This window comes from Dellaglioa sp. CoH-55-MRSF-7 (genome assembly GCF_056782235.1).
Map to the genome: position 1 here is coordinate 356,430 of NZ_JBXAYI010000001.1, position 17,072 is coordinate 373,501.

Consider the following 17,072-nt stretch of genomic DNA (forward strand, 5'->3'; position numbering starts at 1 on the left):
TTGAAGGTTTATTATAAACCTATATTAGATATAGGAGGAACATTTTATAATGATTAAGCAAATTAACTTACGAAAAAAATTCAATTTAAATGAACAAATAACCCTACAAAATAAACTTGTGATGGCACCTATGACAACATGGGCAAGTAACGATGATCAAACAGTTTCTGAAGCAGAAATTAGTTATTACGAACAACGTGCAAAACAGGTCGGAATGGTTATCACAGGTTCGAGCCATGTACAAGAAAATGGTGTTGGATTTGATCATGAAATTGGTGTTTATGAAGATCGATTTATACCAGGTTTGACGAAGTTAGCCACAGCTATTAAGGCCGGTGGGGCAAAGGCCATCTTACAATTAAATCATGCTGGAAATAAGGCATTACCAGAATTAATTACAAATCATGACGTTGTTAGTGCGAGTCCAGTACCAGCACCAAAAACACCATTTGCTCCAGCACAGACACCTCGAGAATTGGCAGAAGAAGAGCTAATACAAGTTATAAAGGCTTTCGGAACAGCAACTAAACGTGCAATTCAAGCAGGTTTTGATGGTATTGAAATTCACGGTGCCCATGGATTTCTAATTCAAAATTTTCTTTCACCACACTATAATCATCGGACTGATCAGTGGGGCGGATCATTAGAAAATAGATTACGATTTGCTATGGCAGTAGTTGATGAAGTTCAACGAGTGGCTGATGAAAATACGACTAAAGAATTTATTATCGGTTACCGAATTACACTTGAAGAACGTGAAACAGATGGTCTTAAATTAGAAGATACAGAAGCTTTGATAACGAATTTAGTTGCTAAACAGGTGAGTTATTTGCACCTTTCGTTGGGTGATGCGTTAACTGATGGTCCAAAGGGTGGTGAACCCTATATTCAAAGAGTTTCTCAACTAGTTAATCAACGGGTACCAATCGTGGCAGCCGGCTCATTAAATACTTTTGATAGAGCAACGACAGCATTAAAATCGGGATTAGATTTAGTTGCTGTTGGGTCAGCATTAGTTGCAAATCCTAATTTGCTAAATCAAGAAAAATGGCAATTAACGTTATCGATGAGTGATCCTAGTATCCCTAAGTTAATGTTAAAAAAAATCCAAGCGCTGGGTAGCACATTTGGATTTACCTTAGTAGATTAGATAATTTATTAAAAACTGTAATATCTGTTGTTGATGATAGGAAAACCTATTACTGGCAACAGATTTTTTATGTTATAAAATTAAAAGTTCAGATTTGTCATTTTAATATATTTAAACAGACACTGGCTTAATTTTTAATTTCTGTTATTATTTAGGACGTTAAGACAAATAATATAGATTGGAGAATGATAACTTATGGAAATTGCAGGATTTGGCGTTGAAGAGTGGTTAAATGTCTATGAATCTAAAGCTACGTATGATATTGCACAAAGAACGGTTTCATCGATGACAATGAACGAATTATTAAATATTGGTCAAGAAAATGGTCAGGATTTTTATCGTGATTTAGATGCACAAAAGATGAATTATGGTTGGATTGAGGGGTCCCCAGCTTTTAAAGCAGAGGTTAGCAAACTTTATAAAGCGGTTTCGCCGGAACAAGTTTTACAAACTAATGGTGCAACAGGAGCAAATCAACTGGCACTATACGCGTTGATTGAACCTGGTGATCATGTGATTTCTATGTATCCTAGTTATCAGCAACTCTATGATATTCCTAAATCATTAGGAGCTGAAGTCGATTTTTGGAATATTTCTGAAAAAAATCAATGGATGCCTGATTTGGATGAATTACGAGCAATTATTCGACCAGATACTAAAATGATTTGTTTAAATAATGCGAATAACCCAACGGGAACAGTAATTGAAACTAAACTAATGACTGAAATCGTTAAAATTGCAAAAGAAGTCGGCGCATATGTATTAGTTGATGAGGTCTATTTACCTTTAGATGATACAACGGACGTAAGTTCAATTGTTGATTTATATGACAAAGGTATTGCGACGAATAGTTTATCAAAAACCTATTCAACTCCCGGTATTAGAATCGGTTGGACGGTTGCTAGTCCAGCTGTTACAGATATTTTTAGAAAATACCGTGATTATACGATGATTTGTGCAGGTGTATTTAATGACCAAATGGCTGTTCATATTTTAAAAAATAAAGAATTAGTATTGGATAGAAATCGACAAATTGTGAAACGAAATTTAAAAATTTTAAGTGATTGGGTGGAAAATGAGCCAGCAGTTAGCTTAGTAGTGCCAAAATCTGTCTCGACTTCATTTATAAAATTTGAAACAATTGAAGATGATGAACAATTTTGTCAAAAATTATTAAAAGATTATGGGGTTTTATTAGTACCTGGAAGCCGATTTGGTGTGCCAGGACATGCAAGATTAGGTTACTGTGCTAAAGAATCCGTTTTAGTAGAAGGATTAAAACGCTTGTCACAAGCATTACATGAATAAGTTTAGTGCATCAAAGAGAGATAAAAAGTAGATTTACAAGTTACTTTTTATCTCTCTTTTTGTGGAAAGTAAAATTAGATGATAAATCAAAAAGTGTGAGCTGGTTCACACTTTTAATGTAACCGATTTCACACCAGAAACTGTAGACTGTTGATATACTCCAAGCGAAACGACCGGCAGAGGAGGGTGTCATGATAAAAATACAGTAAAAGGATAACGCCGCTATCTATTTGGTATAAAACAATTAAAGGAGGAAATTATAATGGATTCAACGACAACAATGGAAAAGGTACCTAAAAAGAAATTTAAGTTAAAAATGCCCGGCGCTTTTGTTATTTTATTTATATTAACGATTGTTGCAGTTATGGCAACATGGATTATTCCAGCGGGCTCTTACTCTAAATTATCTTATGATCAGGCAAGTACGGAATTAAAAATTACCGATGCGCATGGGAATGTAAAAAAAGTTCCTGCGACACAAAATCAATTGGATAAACTTCATGTCAAAATTGATATTAAACAATTTACATCAGGTGGTATTACGGCAGCAGTATCAATACCTAATACATATCAGCGATTGAAGCAAAATCCGGCAGGACCAGCTGATATCACAAATAGTATGGTTAACGGGACAATTGAAGCCGTAGATATTATGGTCTTTATTTTAGTCCTGGGTGGTTTAATTGGTGTTGTTAAAGTCAGCGGCGCGTTTGAATCAGGTTTAATTGCGCTAACTAAGAAAACCAAAGGTCATGAATTTTTATCAATTTTCTTTGTTTCAATTTTAATGGTTTTAGGCGGAACTCTTTGCGGGATTGAAGAAGAGGCAGTGGCCTTCTATCCAATATTGGTACCAGTATTTATCGCGATGGGCTATGATTCGATAGTCTGCGTGGGGGCAATTTTCTTATCCAGTTCTATTGGGACCACATTCTCTACGATTAATCCGTTCTCAGTTGTTATTGCGTCAAATGCAGCCGGAATTGATTTTACGCAAGGTATGATTTGGCGGATTGTTGGTTTGATTGTCGGGTCTATTTTCTTAATTATTTATTTAGGACGTTATAGTAAAAAGGTTAAGGATGATCCAACAGCTTCAATTACTTATGAAGATAGTAAAGACTTTAATCGATTATGGTCAGTATCTTCAGGTGAAGGTGGTAATAAATCAGTTTTCACTATTCGTAAGAAAATTATTCTATTATTATTTGTTGTGACATTCCCAATCATGGTTTGGGGCGTTATGGCAAAAGGTTGGTGGTTCCCAACGATGGCATCTTCATTCTTGGTATTTGCTATCGCCATTATGTTCTTAACAGGTACAGGTCGAGATGGTCTAGGTGAAAAGGGTGTCATTGATGCTTTTGTCAGTGGTGCATCTAGTTTAGTTGGGGTGTCATTTATTATTGGACTTGCCAGAGGGATAAATATCGTGTTAAATCAAGGATTGATTTCAGATACCATTCTTCAATATGCGTCATCTTTAGTTGTTGGCGTAAGTGGACCAATTTTCATAATTATCATGATGGTTATTTTCTTCTTCCTTGGATTTATCGTACCTTCTTCATCCGGATTAGCCGTTTTAGCAATGCCAATATTTGCGCCATTAGCTGATTCTGCAGATATTCCAAGATTTATTGTCGTTTCTGCTTATCAATTTGGACAGTATGCAATGCTTTTCTTAGCACCAACAGGGTTAGTTATGGCAACACTTCAAATGTTAAATATCAGATATTCGCACTGGGTAAAATTCGTTTGGCCCGTCGTTGTCTTTGTTCTATTATTTGGTGGTGCACTCTTAGTATTACAAGTCTTAATTTATTAAAGTAAGAATTATCATAAAAATAATGTACTTTTAATGTTTCTCATTTAATAATTTTAAAAACACGGTAGTGGAAGCGTTTTATAAATGTAATATACGATATTGAACCGTAAGAATCCTCATAATGAGAAATAGTTCACATTATAGGTGTAAGCGTTTACTAATATAGGCTAATTATTCCTGTTATGCTATGCATGTAATAAATATATGGGAGGTAATCATTATGACAAGTCCAGTACACGTAACATCAGAAATCGGAACTCTTAAAACAGTTTTGTTAAAGAGACCCGGTAAAGAAGTTGAAAACTTAACACCAGATATCATGGGTCGTCTTTTATTTGACGATATTCCATACTTACCTGAAATTCAAAGAGAACATGATTTTTTCGCAAAAACATTGCAAGACAATGGCGTTGAAACAATTTATCTTGAAACATTGGCTGCAGAAGCTTTAGATGCAGGAAATGTAAAAGAAGAATTCTTGGAAAAAATGTTAGATGAATCAGGTTTAGTTTCTAGCACACTCCATGCTGCATTGAAAGAATATTTACTTTCAATGGAAACACAAGATATGGTTGATAAAATTATGGCTGGCGTTAGAACAAATGAAATCGATTACAAGTCAAATGCTTTAGTTGATTTAAGTTCTTCTGAAGACTATCCATTCTTTATGGATCCAATGCCTAACCTTTACTTTACACGTGACCCAGCAGCATCAATGGGTGATGGTTTAACAATTAACCGTATGACATTCGCTGCACGTCGTCGCGAATCATTATTTATGGAATACATTATGGAATACCATCCACGTTTTGCTAATAAAGGCGTAAACGTATGGCGTAGTCGTAACCATCTCGACCGTATGGAAGGTGGAGACGAATTAATTTTAAACGACCACGTTCTTGCAATTGGTATTTCGCAACGTACTTCAGCTCGTTCAATCGAAGAATTAGCACAAGTATTATTTGCAAAACACAGTGGCTTTGATAAGATTCTAGCAATTAAAATCCCTAATAACCGTGCAATGATGCATTTGGATACAGTGTTCACAATGATTGATTACGATAAATTTACAATTCATCCAGGAATCCAAGATAATGGCGGAAACGTTGATACATTTATCTTAGAACCAGGTAAAGATAACCACATTAACATTTCACATCGTACAGACTTACAAAATGTCTTACGTGAAGTCTTAAAAGTACCAGAACTTATCTTAATTCCAGTTGGTAACGGCGATGCAGTAGTTGCACCTCGTGAACAATGGAATGATGGTTCAAATACATTGGCAATCGCTCCTAATACAGTTGTAACTTATAATCGTAACTACGTTTCAAATGAAGTCCTAAGAAGTTATGGAATTAAAGTTATTGAAGTTATTTCAGCCGAATTATCACGAGGTCGTGGTGGTCCACGTTGTATGAGTATGCCTATCGTTCGTGAAGACTTAAAAAAATAAAATTTAAAAAAGGTGGAAATTAATATGTCAAACACAGTCTTTCAAGGTCGCAGTCTTTTAGCAGAAAAAGATTTTACTCCAGAAGAATTAGAATATTTAATCGATTTCTCAATTCATTTAAAAGATTTGAAAAAACGTGGAATCCCTCATAAATATCTTCAAGGTAAGAATATTGCCTTACTTTTTGAAAAAAATTCAACAAGAACACGTGCTGCTTTCACAACAGCATCAGTTGATTTAGGTGCTCATCCTGAATTTCTTGGAAAAAATGATATTCAATTAGGTAAAAAAGAATCAGTTGAAGATACAGCTAAAGTATTAGGTAGTATGTTCGACGGTATTGAATTCCGTGGATTCAGCCAAGATGTTGTTGAAGGATTAGCTAAATTCTCAGGCGTTCCTGTATGGAATGGTTTAACTGATGAATGGCATCCAACACAAATGATTGCTGATTTTATGACTGTTAAAGAAAACTTTGGCAAATTAAAAGGCATCACATTAACATACGTTGGGGATGGCCGTAACAATATGGCTAACAGCCTTTTGGTAACTGGATCAATGTTAGGTGTAAATATTCATATCGTTGCACCTGACTCATTACAACCAACTGAAGAAGTTCAAAAATTTGCTGCTGAATTTGCTAAAAAATCAGGAAGCAAGAACATGATTACTTCAGACGTTGATAAAGGGGTTAAAGGTTCAGATATTCTTTACACAGATGTTTGGGTATCAATGGGTGAAGAAGATAAATTCGAAGAACGTATTAACACATTGAAACCATACCAATTAAACATGGACATGGTTAAAAAGACTGGTAATGAAAATATGATCATCATGCATTGTTTACCAGCATTCCATGGCATTGAAACTGAATATGGTAAAGAAATGTTCGAAAAATATGGTGTTAAAGAAATGGAAATTACTGACGAAGCATTCCGTAGTAAATATGCGCGTCAATTTGAAGAAGCAGAAAACAGAATGCATTCAATCAAAGCAATTATGGCTGCAACTGCAGGAAACTTATTCATTCCACGCGTTTAATAACATTATGATAGTTTGTTTTTAACGGTGAAAGTAACTTAACAGGGAAGTGTCTCTGCAAAAAAATAGGCTGTCATTAGGGGGACTAATCTGGAGCAAGACTTTAGATTAGGTCCCTTTTTATTTTTAATAAAGAAAGTAGGCAGTTAAATTATGGACGAAAAACATACAGTTAAAAAAATTAGTTTAATGGCGCTAGTCGCGTTAGTTATTAGTTCTTCTATTGGTGGTGGGGTCTTCGGACTAACCTCTGATTTAGCCAATGCATCTTCACCCGGTCCTGCTCTAATTGGTTGGGTAATTGTCGGAATTGGTATTTTGATGTTATCTCTTTCATTGAATAACTTATTAAATAAAGAACCAGATTTAGAAGGTATTTTTACTTATGCAGAAAAAGGATTTGGACCATTCGCTGGATTCATCAGTGGTTGGGGTTACTGGTTATCTGCTTGGTTAGGAAACGTTGCATTCGCTACAATCTTGATGAGTGCGGTTGGTTACTTTTTCCCTATCTTTAAATCAGGACAAAATCTACCTTCAATTTTAATTGCAAGTATCCTTTGCTGGGGATTAACATACTTTGTTAATCGCGGTATTGAAGGTGCAGCAGCAATCAATGCGATTGTTACGGTCTGCAAATTAATTCCAATTTTTGTATTTATTGTTGTTGCTATATTCTTATTCAAGATCGATATTTTTACAGCTAACTTCTGGGGCACAATGAGTCATAACTTCGTTGTTGGCGATGTCGCTTCACAAATTAAAAAATGTATGATGGTTATGATGTGGGTCTTTGTAGGTATCGAAGGGGCATCAATGTTGTCTTCTCGTGCAGAAAAGAAATCTGATGCAGGTAAGGCTACAATCATTGGCTTAATTAGTTTATTAGTCGTTTACGTTTTAGCTTCAATGTTACCATACGGTATTTTGACACAAGCACAATTAGCTTCAATTCATCAACCAGCAATGTTATATATTGCTGTTGAAATGGTTGGACCAGTTGGTGGTTACGTTATCGGTATTGGCTTAATTGTTTCAATTTTGGGTGCATGGTTATCATGGACAATGCTTCCAGCAGAAACAATGTTATTAATGGCCAAAAGTAAATTATTACCCGGTTACTTTGGTAAAGTTAATGATAAAAAAGCACCAACTTTTGCTTTAATCGTAACAGGCGGATTAGTACAATTATTCCTTTTCACGCTTTTATTCACAGATAAGGCTTATAATTTTGCTTATTCACTATGTACAGCTTCAATTATTGTTTGTTATATCTTAGTTGCGATGTATCAAGTTAAATACTCAATTCAACATATTGATGAAAAAGGCAATAAAGCACAATTAGTATATGGTTTAATTGCGCTATTATTCCAAGTTGCCGGGATTATTATGGCCGGTATCAGTTATTTATTACTCTGTTTAATCGCTTACATTCCAGGGATTTACTTCTATGGGAAAGCAAGAGTAGCACAAGGTGAAAAATTCTTATCAAAAGGCGAAATAGGTATAACCCTGGTTATAATTATTGGTGCTTGCATTGGTATTTGGTTAATTGCTTCAGGAAAAATGGTTGTTTAATAAATAAAAAAATGAGGAGTCGATTAATATGTCAAGAAAAATTGTTATTGCTTTAGGTGGAAATGCTATTTTATCAAAGGATGCTAGTGCTGAGGCACAACAAAAAGCATTGCGAGAAACAGCTGAATATCTTGTTAAATTTGTTGAAAAAGGGGATAAATTAATTATCTCTCATGGTAATGGTCCACAAGTTGGGAACTTATTACTTCAACAAGCAGCTGCAGTTTCTGAAAAGAACCCAGCCTTACCATTAGATACTTGTGTTGCAATGACACAAGGAAGTATTGGTTATTGGATGCAAAATGCATTGGATAATGCATTGGTTGAAAAAGGAATCAATAAAGAAGTTGCAACTATTGTGACACAAGTTATCGTTGATCAAAATGATGCTGCATTTAGTAACCCAACTAAACCAGTTGGTCCATTCTATTCAGAAACAGCTGCTAAAGCAGAAATGGCTGCACATGAAGAGATGACATTTGTTGAAGATGCTGGTCGTGGATGGCGTCGTGTTGTTCCTTCACCACGTCCAACTGGGATTAAAGAATACAAAACAATCGATCAATTAACAGAAAATGGTGTTATTTCAATTTCTGTTGGTGGCGGTGGTGTTCCTGTTGTTGAAGAAAACGGTAAATTACATGGCGTAGAAGCTGTTATTGATAAAGATTTCGCTTCAGAAAAATTAGCTGAATTGGTAGATGCTGATTTACTTATTATTTTGACGAGTGTTGATAATGTTTATGTTAACTTCAATAAACCTAATCAAGAAAAATTAGAACAGGTAACTGTTTCTGAATTAAAAGAATATATCAAAGAAGATCAATTCGCTAAAGGTAGTATGTTACCTAAGATTGAAGCTGCGATTGAATTCGTTGAAGCAAGTAAAAAGGGTCGCGCAATTGTGACATCTTTAGAAAACATCAGTCAATTATTAGATAATGATGCTGGGACAGTTATCGTAAAAGGTTAATAAAAAGCGATAGTTAAGCTGAACTAGCTAACAAAGTTGTAAGGTAAATTGTGGCCAAGGAATATCCATGTTAAAATGATAAAGGAGAGAGTTTAGGGAGTTAGTAATTAGTGGAGGGGATCAAACAATGCAAAAAATTAAAGCAGTACCCCAATATATGCAGTATTTAAGAAAATTATCAGATTTTGAAGCACTTACTGATGAAGAAGCCAATTTACTAATGAACAACATGAGTATCAAATCGTTCCAAAAAGGTCAGGTTCTTTTTGACGAAAATGATCAACGTACACGTTTTTATTTTTTAATAGAAGGCGTAATACGGGTTGAACGATTTGATATTGATGGCGACTTTGGATTTTATTCATATATCAAAAATGACTTAGGATTTCCGTATCGAGGCTTACTAAGTGATAAAAATTACCCTTATTTAGCGAGAGCCATGACGGATATACAAATCGTCTATTTCCCAATGGCCTTAGTTGAACGGATATTGAAGCAAAATATTCTGATGGCTACTCGATCAATAAGGGAGATGTCAACAATTCTAAGCGCTACAGAGAATCAAGTGCAAAGAATGGTAACGTCTAGTGCTCATGATCGAATTGTACAAGCTATCAATATTTTAGCAGAACAATTAGGTGCTGATTTCACAGAAAAGCATGTCGTTATTCCTTATCGTGTCACGATTAAAGAGCTAGCGTTAGTTAGCGGGACTACTCGTGAAACAGCCGGACATGTGATTAAGTGCTTGGCTAAAAATAAGGAAATCATTTTTGAACGGCAGCAATTAACATTGTTGGAAGGTTGGTTTGCTGATCAGAGTTTTGACCGGCAAGAACGCATCTTTAAATTATAATCTGAATAAAAAAATGATCATATGACTTTGGCATATTATGGCCAGGTCATATGATTATTTTTTTAAAATAAAATTGTAATTAAACCGATTGCTAATACTACTTGAACAAGCATAATACCACCAGCATAAAGTAATAAACGCTTGCCTTGACTAAATAGTGATTTTAAATTTAACCGAAGGCCAATAGCAGCTAAGGCGATTATTTCACACCATGTACTTAGAAAATGTGCAGTTTCACCAATTCGTGAAGGTAAAAAATGTAAACTATTAAGGACACAAAGTGTTAAAAATCCAATAACATACCAAGGAACTAAAGTTGATTTTTTTGTTGTTACTTGTGACGCTTTTTGGGTAGGTTGATTCTTGCTGTGTAAATAGCTAAAAATAGTAATAACAAATACTAAACAAATAATTCTTAATATTTTGAACAATGTAGCAGTTACGATGACATCCTGATTTAGCATAGTTGCACTTGCAACTACTTGCCCAACAGATTGCACAGTTCCACCAATTAAGACACCTCTGAAAACATTGTTACCACCCCAGAGGAGGGTTCCAATAATAGGTAATGTTAACATTAAAATGGTTCCCATTAGATTAACTAACGTAATTGAAATTCCAGTTTCTTCATTATCAGCATCAATAACTGGGGCAATTGCACCAATGGCTGATGAACCACAGACAGCATTTCCACCGGCCATTAATAAGTAAGTACCTTCACCAAAGGCTAATTTTTTACCTAGCCAAATTGCAAAAATAATTGTGATACTCATTTGAAGAAAAGTAAAAAGTAAGCCATTTAAACCAATTTCTTTAATACTTTGAAATGTGATAGTCGCACCTAACAAAAGAACTGAGTATTCTAATAAACGTTTCTCAGAAAATTTAGTTCCGGCCGTTAGTGTGGGTTGATGTAGAACAGTATTACCTAAAATGATTCCAATGAATAAAGCAATAGTTGCACCACCTAACATGGGCAACCAAAGTTTAGCAATAAAATAGCTGGCAAGCCCAATTAGTAAGGCAACGATAAATCCTGGTAGTAAGTTAGTTATTTTTTTCAATATGATCATCCTCTCTAAACAATACTTTAACTATAGCTGATTTCTTTTAATTAATAAAATAAATCTTTATAATAAGTACTATTAATAAAACGAATGGAAGTGGTTAATATTTTTAAAAATTTAGAAATTTTTAAATCAGTTTATGAAACAAGGAACTTTACTACTAGTGCGCAACTACTATTTTTATCACAACCAACGATTTCAGTTCAAATTAAGCAATTGGAAGAAACATTAGGTGTTATGTTATTTGAAAGAAATGGCCGACAACAAATTGTACCTACCGAGAGTGGAACGCTACTTTACCAGCAAACACAGCAATTACTAGATTTATGGCAGCAAGATTTATTTGCCTTAAAACATCAAAAAACTGATCAGAAAATTGCCTGTAAAATAGCTGCCTCACACACCACTGCAGCATACTTACTACCTGACCTGTTACGCAAAAATAAGGAATCTCTAAAACGATTAGAATTAGAAGTTAGCGTTCTTAATTCATCACAAATTATGGAACAATTAAAGCAACATAAGTTAGATTTTGGATTTATTGAAAAACCGTTGACTGAGAAGAATATTAAACGTTACTCGTTGACGACTGATCAATTAGTTTGGGCTGGTAATGAGGATGAGCCGTGGTTACTTAGAGAACATGGATCAGGTGTTTATCATTATTCAATTAACTACTTAAAAGCAAATAATTTAACGTTAGAGCACTTCATGACGATTAAAAGTAATTCATTAATTATTCAATTGCTCAGACAAGGTATAGGGCAATCAATTGTTTCACAGACTGCACTGACTGATTACCCAGAGATACCAGTCAAAGTACTATCAAAACAGTATCAGCGTGAATTCTACCTTGTTGGAAGAAACGAACTACCAAAGCCAATTCAAGAATTTGTAACTTGTTTAATAAATGAATCTTCTAAAGTATAGATTAAGGTTATCAGACTTAAGTATAAAATAATTAGGTTAAATAAATTGCTTACTTTTAGTAAGTGTGATAATTTAAGTTTATTAAATAAATTGGGGGTATCAATCATGAACACTAAATTATTAGGATTACATCATATTACAGCTATTACTTCAAGTTCACCAAAAATGTTTCATTTTATGACAGAAATATTAGGATTACATTTAATTAAAAAAACAGTAAATCAAGATGATGTTAGAACCTATCATCTATACTTTACGGATGATATGGGATCGGCAGGAACCGATATTACCTTTTTTGATTTTCCGGGTTTATTTCAAGGCACAAAAGGAAAAAATGGTATTTCGAGAATTGGATTTAGAGTTCCTAGCGATGATGCCCTAGATTTTTGGGCAGAACGATTTGACGATTATGATATTAAACATGATGAAATTGAAATGAATTTTGGCAGTAAAACAATGAATTTTTATGATTTTGATCATGAGCAATATCAATTAATTTCTGACGAACGTAATCATGGTGTGGAAGCTGGGACACCTTAATTATATAGTCCGGTTCCCAAGATGTTCGCAATTAATGGGTTAGGAACAACAATTATTACAGTGGATTATCCAGAACGTATGGATATTGTGTTAAGACAATTATTGGGATTTGATAAAATTGCCACAGAAAATCAACGTACATTATATGAATTGAACGATGGTGGACATGGCGCACAAATTATTATCGAAGAAGACCAAGATTTACCGAATGAGATTCAAGCATATGGAACAGTTCATCATATTGCTTTCAGGACAGAAGATGAAGAGTCATTAAACTATTGGATTGAACAAATACAAAGAGTTGGTATTCGTGATTCAGGTTTTGTTGACCGATTCTATTTTAAATCAGAGTATTTCCGTCCTGGTGAAGGTGTATTATTTGAAATTGCAACGGATGGTCCTGGATTCTTGCAAGATGAAACATATGAAGAAGCTGGTATTCACCTAGAGTTACCACCATTTTTAGAAGACCAACGTGCAGATATTGAAGCTCACTTAGTTAATTTCAATTCAGACAAGAAGTTATAGATATGGCAGAAGCAATTACATCTTATAAAGCTGGTAGGGTTGGCAATGCGACAATCTTAATGTTGCATGGAACTGGTGGAACGGAATCAGATTTACTATCAATTGCAGATTTTTTGGCTCCAGATAGTCCTAAAATTGGCATTCGTGGACGGTTAATAGAGAATGGTTTAACACGCTATTTTGCACATTTACCGGATGGTGATTTCGATTTAAATAGTTTATCTGTAGAGACAAATTGGTTAATGACTGTAATTAATGAGTTAGCTGTGAAGTACGCTTTTGATCCAGAAAAATTAATTGTCCTAGGTTATTCTAATGGGGCTAACGTTGCCTTCCATTCATTATTAACGGAACAGGCACTATTTAAAACAGCTGTTTTACTACATCCTATGGTGTTATCGGAAAATATTAAAGCGACTGTCGACTTAAGTGATATTAAAATTTGGGGTTCATATGGATTTTTAGATCCAATTGTTTCAAAATCAAATTTTGATGAACTAAAGAAGTTTTGTCGAGAATTTAATATTGAATTTACCAGTTTTGAGGCTGAACAATCACATCAAATTTCAGAATTAGAATTACGGAATGCTAAACAATGGTTAGATAAGACCAATAGATTAAAAATTGAGGAATAATATAAGATGATTTCATTTAATAGTAACGAATTATCGGCTAAAAATCAGTACAAATTAATGTCTGGTACATTAATTCCGAGACCCATAGCATGGGTTACTACTGTAAATGAGACGGGACTAATTAATTTAGCTCCGTTTAGTTTTTTTAGTGTTGTATCGGATACGTTGCCATTAATGTCGATATCAATTAATCGACGTAGAAATGGTGAAATGAAACACACCGCGGCTAATTTAGTTAGTTCGAAACAGGCTGTGGTCCAATTACCAACACGTGAATTAATGGAATTTGTTAATCAGAGCGCTGCTAGTTTTGGACTAGACGAGAGTGAAGTTTCCGAATTGAAATTAACAACGGTTCCTAGTAATAAGGTATTGGTGCCAGGGATTGATGGTGTTAAAGCGAGGTTTGAAGTTATATTGAACCAGTATGTTCCTATTATGGATGATGGTAAGATTATTACGGATTTATTTATTCTTGAAGTGGTTTGTTTTCACATAGAAGATGATGTTTTGGATAAAGAAAAAATGTATATTAATGCTAAAAAATTAGATCCAGTGGCGAGGCTGGCTGGACCAGAATACGCTAACTTAGGAGAGCAATATAAATTAATTCGACCAAAATAGTTAATATCAAATTAGTAATTCTTTGATTAGCCATTGTTGTATGGATTGAATAATTATATAGCCGTTATTGACATATAGTAAGTGTTATTGATGACAGTATTTATTATTAAGGGCTACACTACAAGTATAAATAGTATAGGGGGATACAATTATGGGATATCAAGCAAGTCAAGAAGAACATTCGATTGAAATCACCAATGTTCAATCATTAGAAAAATTAGTGGAAGCACGTATGGAAAAGGGTGCATTTGGGTATATTGCTGGTGGAGCTGAGGATGAATGGACGTTACGCGAAAATACAAGTGCATTTAATCATAAGCAAATTTCACCTCGAGTTTTACAAAATATCGAAAATCCGGATTTATCAACAACATTTATGGGTATTGATTTACAAATGCCAATGATAGCAGCTCCAGTTGCGGCACAGGGGCTAGCCCATGAACAAGGTGAAATTGATACTGCTAAGGGGATGGCCGCAGTTGGTTCAATTATGTCGCTTAGTACGTATTCAAATAAAACGATTTCAGAAACATATAATGGAGGAACTGGTGGACCTCAATTTTTCCAATTGTATATGAGTAAAGATGATAAATTTAATCATTTTTTATTAGATCAAGCCAAAGAAGTGGGGATGAAGGCTATCATATTAACAGCTGATTCAACACTAGGTGGTAATCGTGAAGCTGATAGTATTAATAAATTTATCTTCCCTCAACCAATGGCTAATTTAGCTGAATATGGTGAAGGTGAAGGACAAGGAATCGCAGCTATTTATGCTAATGCTAAACAAACATTGAGTTTAGCAGATATTAAGAGTATTTCTGATTATACTGACTTACCCGTTTTCGTTAAAGGTATTCAATCACCATTGGATGTTGATGCTATTATTGAAGCTGGAGCTAAAGGTATTTGGGTTTCAAATCATGGCGGTCGGCAACTAGATGGCGGACCTGCATCGTTTGATGTTCTTGAGTTAATTGCTAAGAAGGTCAATAAACGAGTGCCAATTGTCTTTGATAGTGGCGTTCGTCGTGGTTCACATATATTTAAAGCGCTTGCTAGTGGGGCGGATGTCGTTGCCATTGGCCGTCCAATGGTTTATGGGCTTCATTTGGGTGGTGCGAAAGGCGTTCAATCAGTCTTTGAACATTTAGCTAAGGAATTAACAATTGATATGCAATTAGCTGGAACAAAAACGGTTGATGATATAAAAAAAACGGAACTTATTTAAAGAAAACAATAAGGGGATACAATTATGCTAGTTATTAATTACATTCATGGAGAAGAATTACAAGCAACTTACAAAACAGCTGCTGCTTTTGTTGCGATGATGGAATTAGAAGTACCCGAATTTGAAGATTATTATGAAATTACTAAAGTGACAGAAGCTGGTAAAGAAATCGAATTATCGGATAAAACAATGGGCGGTTTATTTAACTTATTATTAGCACGAGGATAATTTTTATTGATGAAAACGGTTCATTGTTAACTATTGTTAAATAGTAACAATGATGTTAGGCATTTAAATAGTATTTAAGATACTAAAGTATGACCCAATTATATTTCTATTGGGTCATACTTTTTAATTTATAAGAAATACGTTTGTTATTGAACTAGCAAACATAATAAGTCGTTAGTTAATAAGTTCTTTCATATTATTAACTGTTTGGTGCTTCAATTTGTGAGAGAAAAAAATACAGTACTAGAAATATAAAAATAATATCTGTTACTGTATTTAAATCCGATTTAAAAGATTTATAGCATAGAGTATTTTTGTTTCACGTGAAACATTGGATCAATTAAAAAATTGATAAATCAACATACTTATTTTGTAAAACCTTAAAATCGTAGGTTGCTAAATTTTGGATATCTTCTAAACCATCAAACATTGCTGTATAACTTCCAGCAAGCATTAGATTTAAGGGAATACCTTTATTTTGGCGAACTAAAATAACAGGTTTGCGATTGGCATGAGCATAACCACATTCCCAAACAGTACCTGAGTCAGCTTCATCATTGTTTTCTTCCAATTGATAATCAAGAACTGCAACAACGATATCTGCTTGATCAATTTGGCGAATATCATTTTGGAAGGTAGCTGTTTGCCATTCAAATGTGCCGAAGTCCGCATCTGGATATTGAACGTTTCCTGGAAGATGAATTGCATCTGCGTTAATTGTTGGATTTTTACTTAGGAGATCGGCTACCAAATCTAATCGTTCTTTTTGTTCTGGAGTGAAAAAGGGTCCTGCAAGATAAACGCGTTTTTTTGTCATTGTAAACTCCTTTTATATTAATAATGTAAGTATACTAATAATTAAAAAATAAATCAATTAATAATTCGGCTATTAATCTTTTAATGATAAATAAACATAATATTCCATAAACATGATAACAAAAAACGAACTATACATTTGTATTTATTATAGTTATTCGCTTATAATGACGTTACATTTTAGAGAAATAACAGAAATAAAGGTTGGTTATGTCATTTTCAGTAAAATAAAGGTAATTATTCAATAAAAAAGTAAACGCTTTCTTGAATATCTAATTAAAATGGA

Annotated in this window: 15 protein-coding genes and 1 pseudogene; 14 read left to right on the top strand and 2 right to left on the bottom strand. The window is 34.2% G+C overall.

What is annotated here, in order from left to right; all coding sequences use genetic code 11:
* Window positions 1-49: 49 nt before the first annotated feature.
* The 8 genes from AC1RPU_RS01655 (at window position 50) to AC1RPU_RS01690 (ending at window position 10,187) form a co-directional block, all read left to right on the top strand.
* Window positions 50-1,150 carry an NADH-dependent flavin oxidoreductase gene (locus AC1RPU_RS01655; protein ID WP_481761108.1) on the top strand — a complete coding sequence of 367 codons (1,101 nt, stop codon included), beginning with the start codon at window positions 50-52 and terminating at the stop codon, window positions 1,148-1,150.
* 195 nt (window positions 1,151-1,345) lie between these two features.
* A complete protein-coding gene (locus AC1RPU_RS01660; protein ID WP_481761109.1) occupies window positions 1,346-2,458 on the top strand; it encodes an aminotransferase in 1,113 nt (370 codons plus the stop codon).
* A 262-nt stretch (window positions 2,459-2,720) separates the two neighbouring features.
* Window positions 2,721-4,283, top strand: a complete 1,563-nt coding sequence (locus AC1RPU_RS01665; protein ID WP_481761110.1) for a YfcC family protein — start codon at window positions 2,721-2,723, stop codon at window positions 4,281-4,283.
* 220 nt (window positions 4,284-4,503) lie between these two features.
* On the top strand, window positions 4,504-5,739 hold the full coding sequence (gene arcA / locus AC1RPU_RS01670) for an arginine deiminase (protein WP_409021880.1): 1,236 nt from the start codon (window positions 4,504-4,506) through the stop codon (window positions 5,737-5,739).
* A gap of 24 nt (window positions 5,740-5,763) precedes the next feature.
* A complete protein-coding gene (gene argF, locus AC1RPU_RS01675) occupies window positions 5,764-6,780 on the top strand; it encodes an ornithine carbamoyltransferase (RefSeq protein WP_481761111.1) in 1,017 nt (338 codons plus the stop codon).
* 153 nt (window positions 6,781-6,933) lie between these two features.
* On the top strand, window positions 6,934-8,358 hold the full coding sequence (gene arcD, locus AC1RPU_RS01680; protein WP_481761112.1) for an arginine-ornithine antiporter: 1,425 nt from the start codon (window positions 6,934-6,936) through the stop codon (window positions 8,356-8,358).
* Window positions 8,359-8,386: 28 nt separating this feature from the next.
* Window positions 8,387-9,331: a carbamate kinase gene (gene arcC / locus AC1RPU_RS01685; RefSeq protein ID WP_409021884.1), complete on the top strand. Its 945-nt coding sequence runs from the start codon at window positions 8,387-8,389 to the stop codon at window positions 9,329-9,331.
* Between the two features lie 127 nt (window positions 9,332-9,458).
* The gene (locus AC1RPU_RS01690; protein WP_481761113.1) at window positions 9,459-10,187 is read left to right on the top strand and encodes a Crp/Fnr family transcriptional regulator; all 729 of its coding nucleotides are present in this window, start codon (window positions 9,459-9,461) and stop codon (window positions 10,185-10,187) included.
* A gap of 62 nt (window positions 10,188-10,249) precedes the next feature.
* Here AC1RPU_RS01690 and AC1RPU_RS01695 read toward each other — a convergent pair whose 3' ends face one another.
* On the bottom strand, window positions 10,250-11,260 hold the full coding sequence (locus AC1RPU_RS01695) for a YeiH family protein (RefSeq protein ID WP_481761114.1): 1,011 nt from the start codon (window positions 11,258-11,260) through the stop codon (window positions 10,250-10,252).
* Between the two features lie 84 nt (window positions 11,261-11,344).
* Between AC1RPU_RS01695 and AC1RPU_RS01700 the strand changes: the two genes are divergently transcribed.
* From AC1RPU_RS01700 to AC1RPU_RS01725, 6 genes and pseudogenes are all read left to right on the top strand, one after another.
* A complete protein-coding gene (locus tag AC1RPU_RS01700) occupies window positions 11,345-12,184 on the top strand; it encodes a LysR substrate-binding domain-containing protein (protein WP_481761115.1) in 840 nt (279 codons plus the stop codon).
* 105 nt (window positions 12,185-12,289) lie between these two features.
* A pseudogene (locus tag AC1RPU_RS01705) lies at window positions 12,290-13,252 on the top strand (ring-cleaving dioxygenase).
* A 2-nt stretch (window positions 13,253-13,254) separates the two neighbouring features.
* Complete coding sequence (locus AC1RPU_RS01710) at window positions 13,255-13,887, top strand: alpha/beta hydrolase (protein WP_481761116.1); 633 nt, start codon at window positions 13,255-13,257, stop codon at window positions 13,885-13,887.
* 6 nt (window positions 13,888-13,893) lie between these two features.
* Window positions 13,894-14,511, top strand: coding sequence for a flavin reductase family protein (locus AC1RPU_RS01715; RefSeq protein WP_481761117.1), 618 nt, complete (start codon window positions 13,894-13,896; stop codon window positions 14,509-14,511).
* 151 nt (window positions 14,512-14,662) lie between these two features.
* On the top strand, window positions 14,663-15,742 hold the full coding sequence (locus AC1RPU_RS01720; RefSeq protein WP_481761118.1) for a lactate oxidase: 1,080 nt from the start codon (window positions 14,663-14,665) through the stop codon (window positions 15,740-15,742).
* A gap of 24 nt (window positions 15,743-15,766) precedes the next feature.
* Window positions 15,767-15,970: a hypothetical protein gene (locus tag AC1RPU_RS01725; protein ID WP_481761119.1), complete on the top strand. Its 204-nt coding sequence runs from the start codon at window positions 15,767-15,769 to the stop codon at window positions 15,968-15,970.
* Window positions 15,971-16,310: 340 nt separating this feature from the next.
* Here the strand turns inward: AC1RPU_RS01725 and AC1RPU_RS01730 are convergent, their stop codons facing one another.
* Window positions 16,311-16,787, bottom strand: a complete 477-nt coding sequence (locus tag AC1RPU_RS01730; protein WP_481761120.1) for a nucleoside 2-deoxyribosyltransferase — start codon at window positions 16,785-16,787, stop codon at window positions 16,311-16,313.
* Window positions 16,788-17,072: the final 285 nt, after the last annotated feature.

What these genes read in the sequence shown, in the direction of transcription:
- AC1RPU_RS01655 (WP_481761108.1), top strand. Translation starts at nt 50, where the DNA reads ATGATTAAGCAAATTAACTTACGAAAAAAATTCAATTTAAATGAACAA.
- AC1RPU_RS01660 (WP_481761109.1), top strand. Translation starts at nt 1,346, where the DNA reads ATGGAAATTGCAGGATTTGGCGTTGAAGAGTGGTTAAATGTCTATGAA.
- AC1RPU_RS01665 (WP_481761110.1), top strand. Translation starts at nt 2,721, where the DNA reads ATGGATTCAACGACAACAATGGAAAAGGTACCTAAAAAGAAATTTAAG.
- arcA (WP_409021880.1), top strand. Translation starts at nt 4,504, where the DNA reads ATGACAAGTCCAGTACACGTAACATCAGAAATCGGAACTCTTAAAACA.
- argF (WP_481761111.1), top strand. Translation starts at nt 5,764, where the DNA reads ATGTCAAACACAGTCTTTCAAGGTCGCAGTCTTTTAGCAGAAAAAGAT.
- arcD (WP_481761112.1), top strand. Translation starts at nt 6,934, where the DNA reads ATGGACGAAAAACATACAGTTAAAAAAATTAGTTTAATGGCGCTAGTC.
- arcC (WP_409021884.1), top strand. Translation starts at nt 8,387, where the DNA reads ATGTCAAGAAAAATTGTTATTGCTTTAGGTGGAAATGCTATTTTATCA.
- AC1RPU_RS01690 (WP_481761113.1), top strand. Translation starts at nt 9,459, where the DNA reads ATGCAAAAAATTAAAGCAGTACCCCAATATATGCAGTATTTAAGAAAA.
- AC1RPU_RS01695 (WP_481761114.1), bottom strand. Translation starts at nt 11,260, where the DNA reads ATGATCATATTGAAAAAAATAACTAACTTACTACCAGGATTTATCGTT.
- AC1RPU_RS01700 (WP_481761115.1), top strand. Translation starts at nt 11,345, where the DNA reads ATGGAAGTGGTTAATATTTTTAAAAATTTAGAAATTTTTAAATCAGTT.
- AC1RPU_RS01710 (WP_481761116.1), top strand. Translation starts at nt 13,255, where the DNA reads ATGGCAGAAGCAATTACATCTTATAAAGCTGGTAGGGTTGGCAATGCG.
- AC1RPU_RS01715 (WP_481761117.1), top strand. Translation starts at nt 13,894, where the DNA reads ATGATTTCATTTAATAGTAACGAATTATCGGCTAAAAATCAGTACAAA.
- AC1RPU_RS01720 (WP_481761118.1), top strand. Translation starts at nt 14,663, where the DNA reads ATGGGATATCAAGCAAGTCAAGAAGAACATTCGATTGAAATCACCAAT.
- AC1RPU_RS01725 (WP_481761119.1), top strand. Translation starts at nt 15,767, where the DNA reads ATGCTAGTTATTAATTACATTCATGGAGAAGAATTACAAGCAACTTAC.
- AC1RPU_RS01730 (WP_481761120.1), bottom strand. Translation starts at nt 16,787, where the DNA reads ATGACAAAAAAACGCGTTTATCTTGCAGGACCCTTTTTCACTCCAGAA.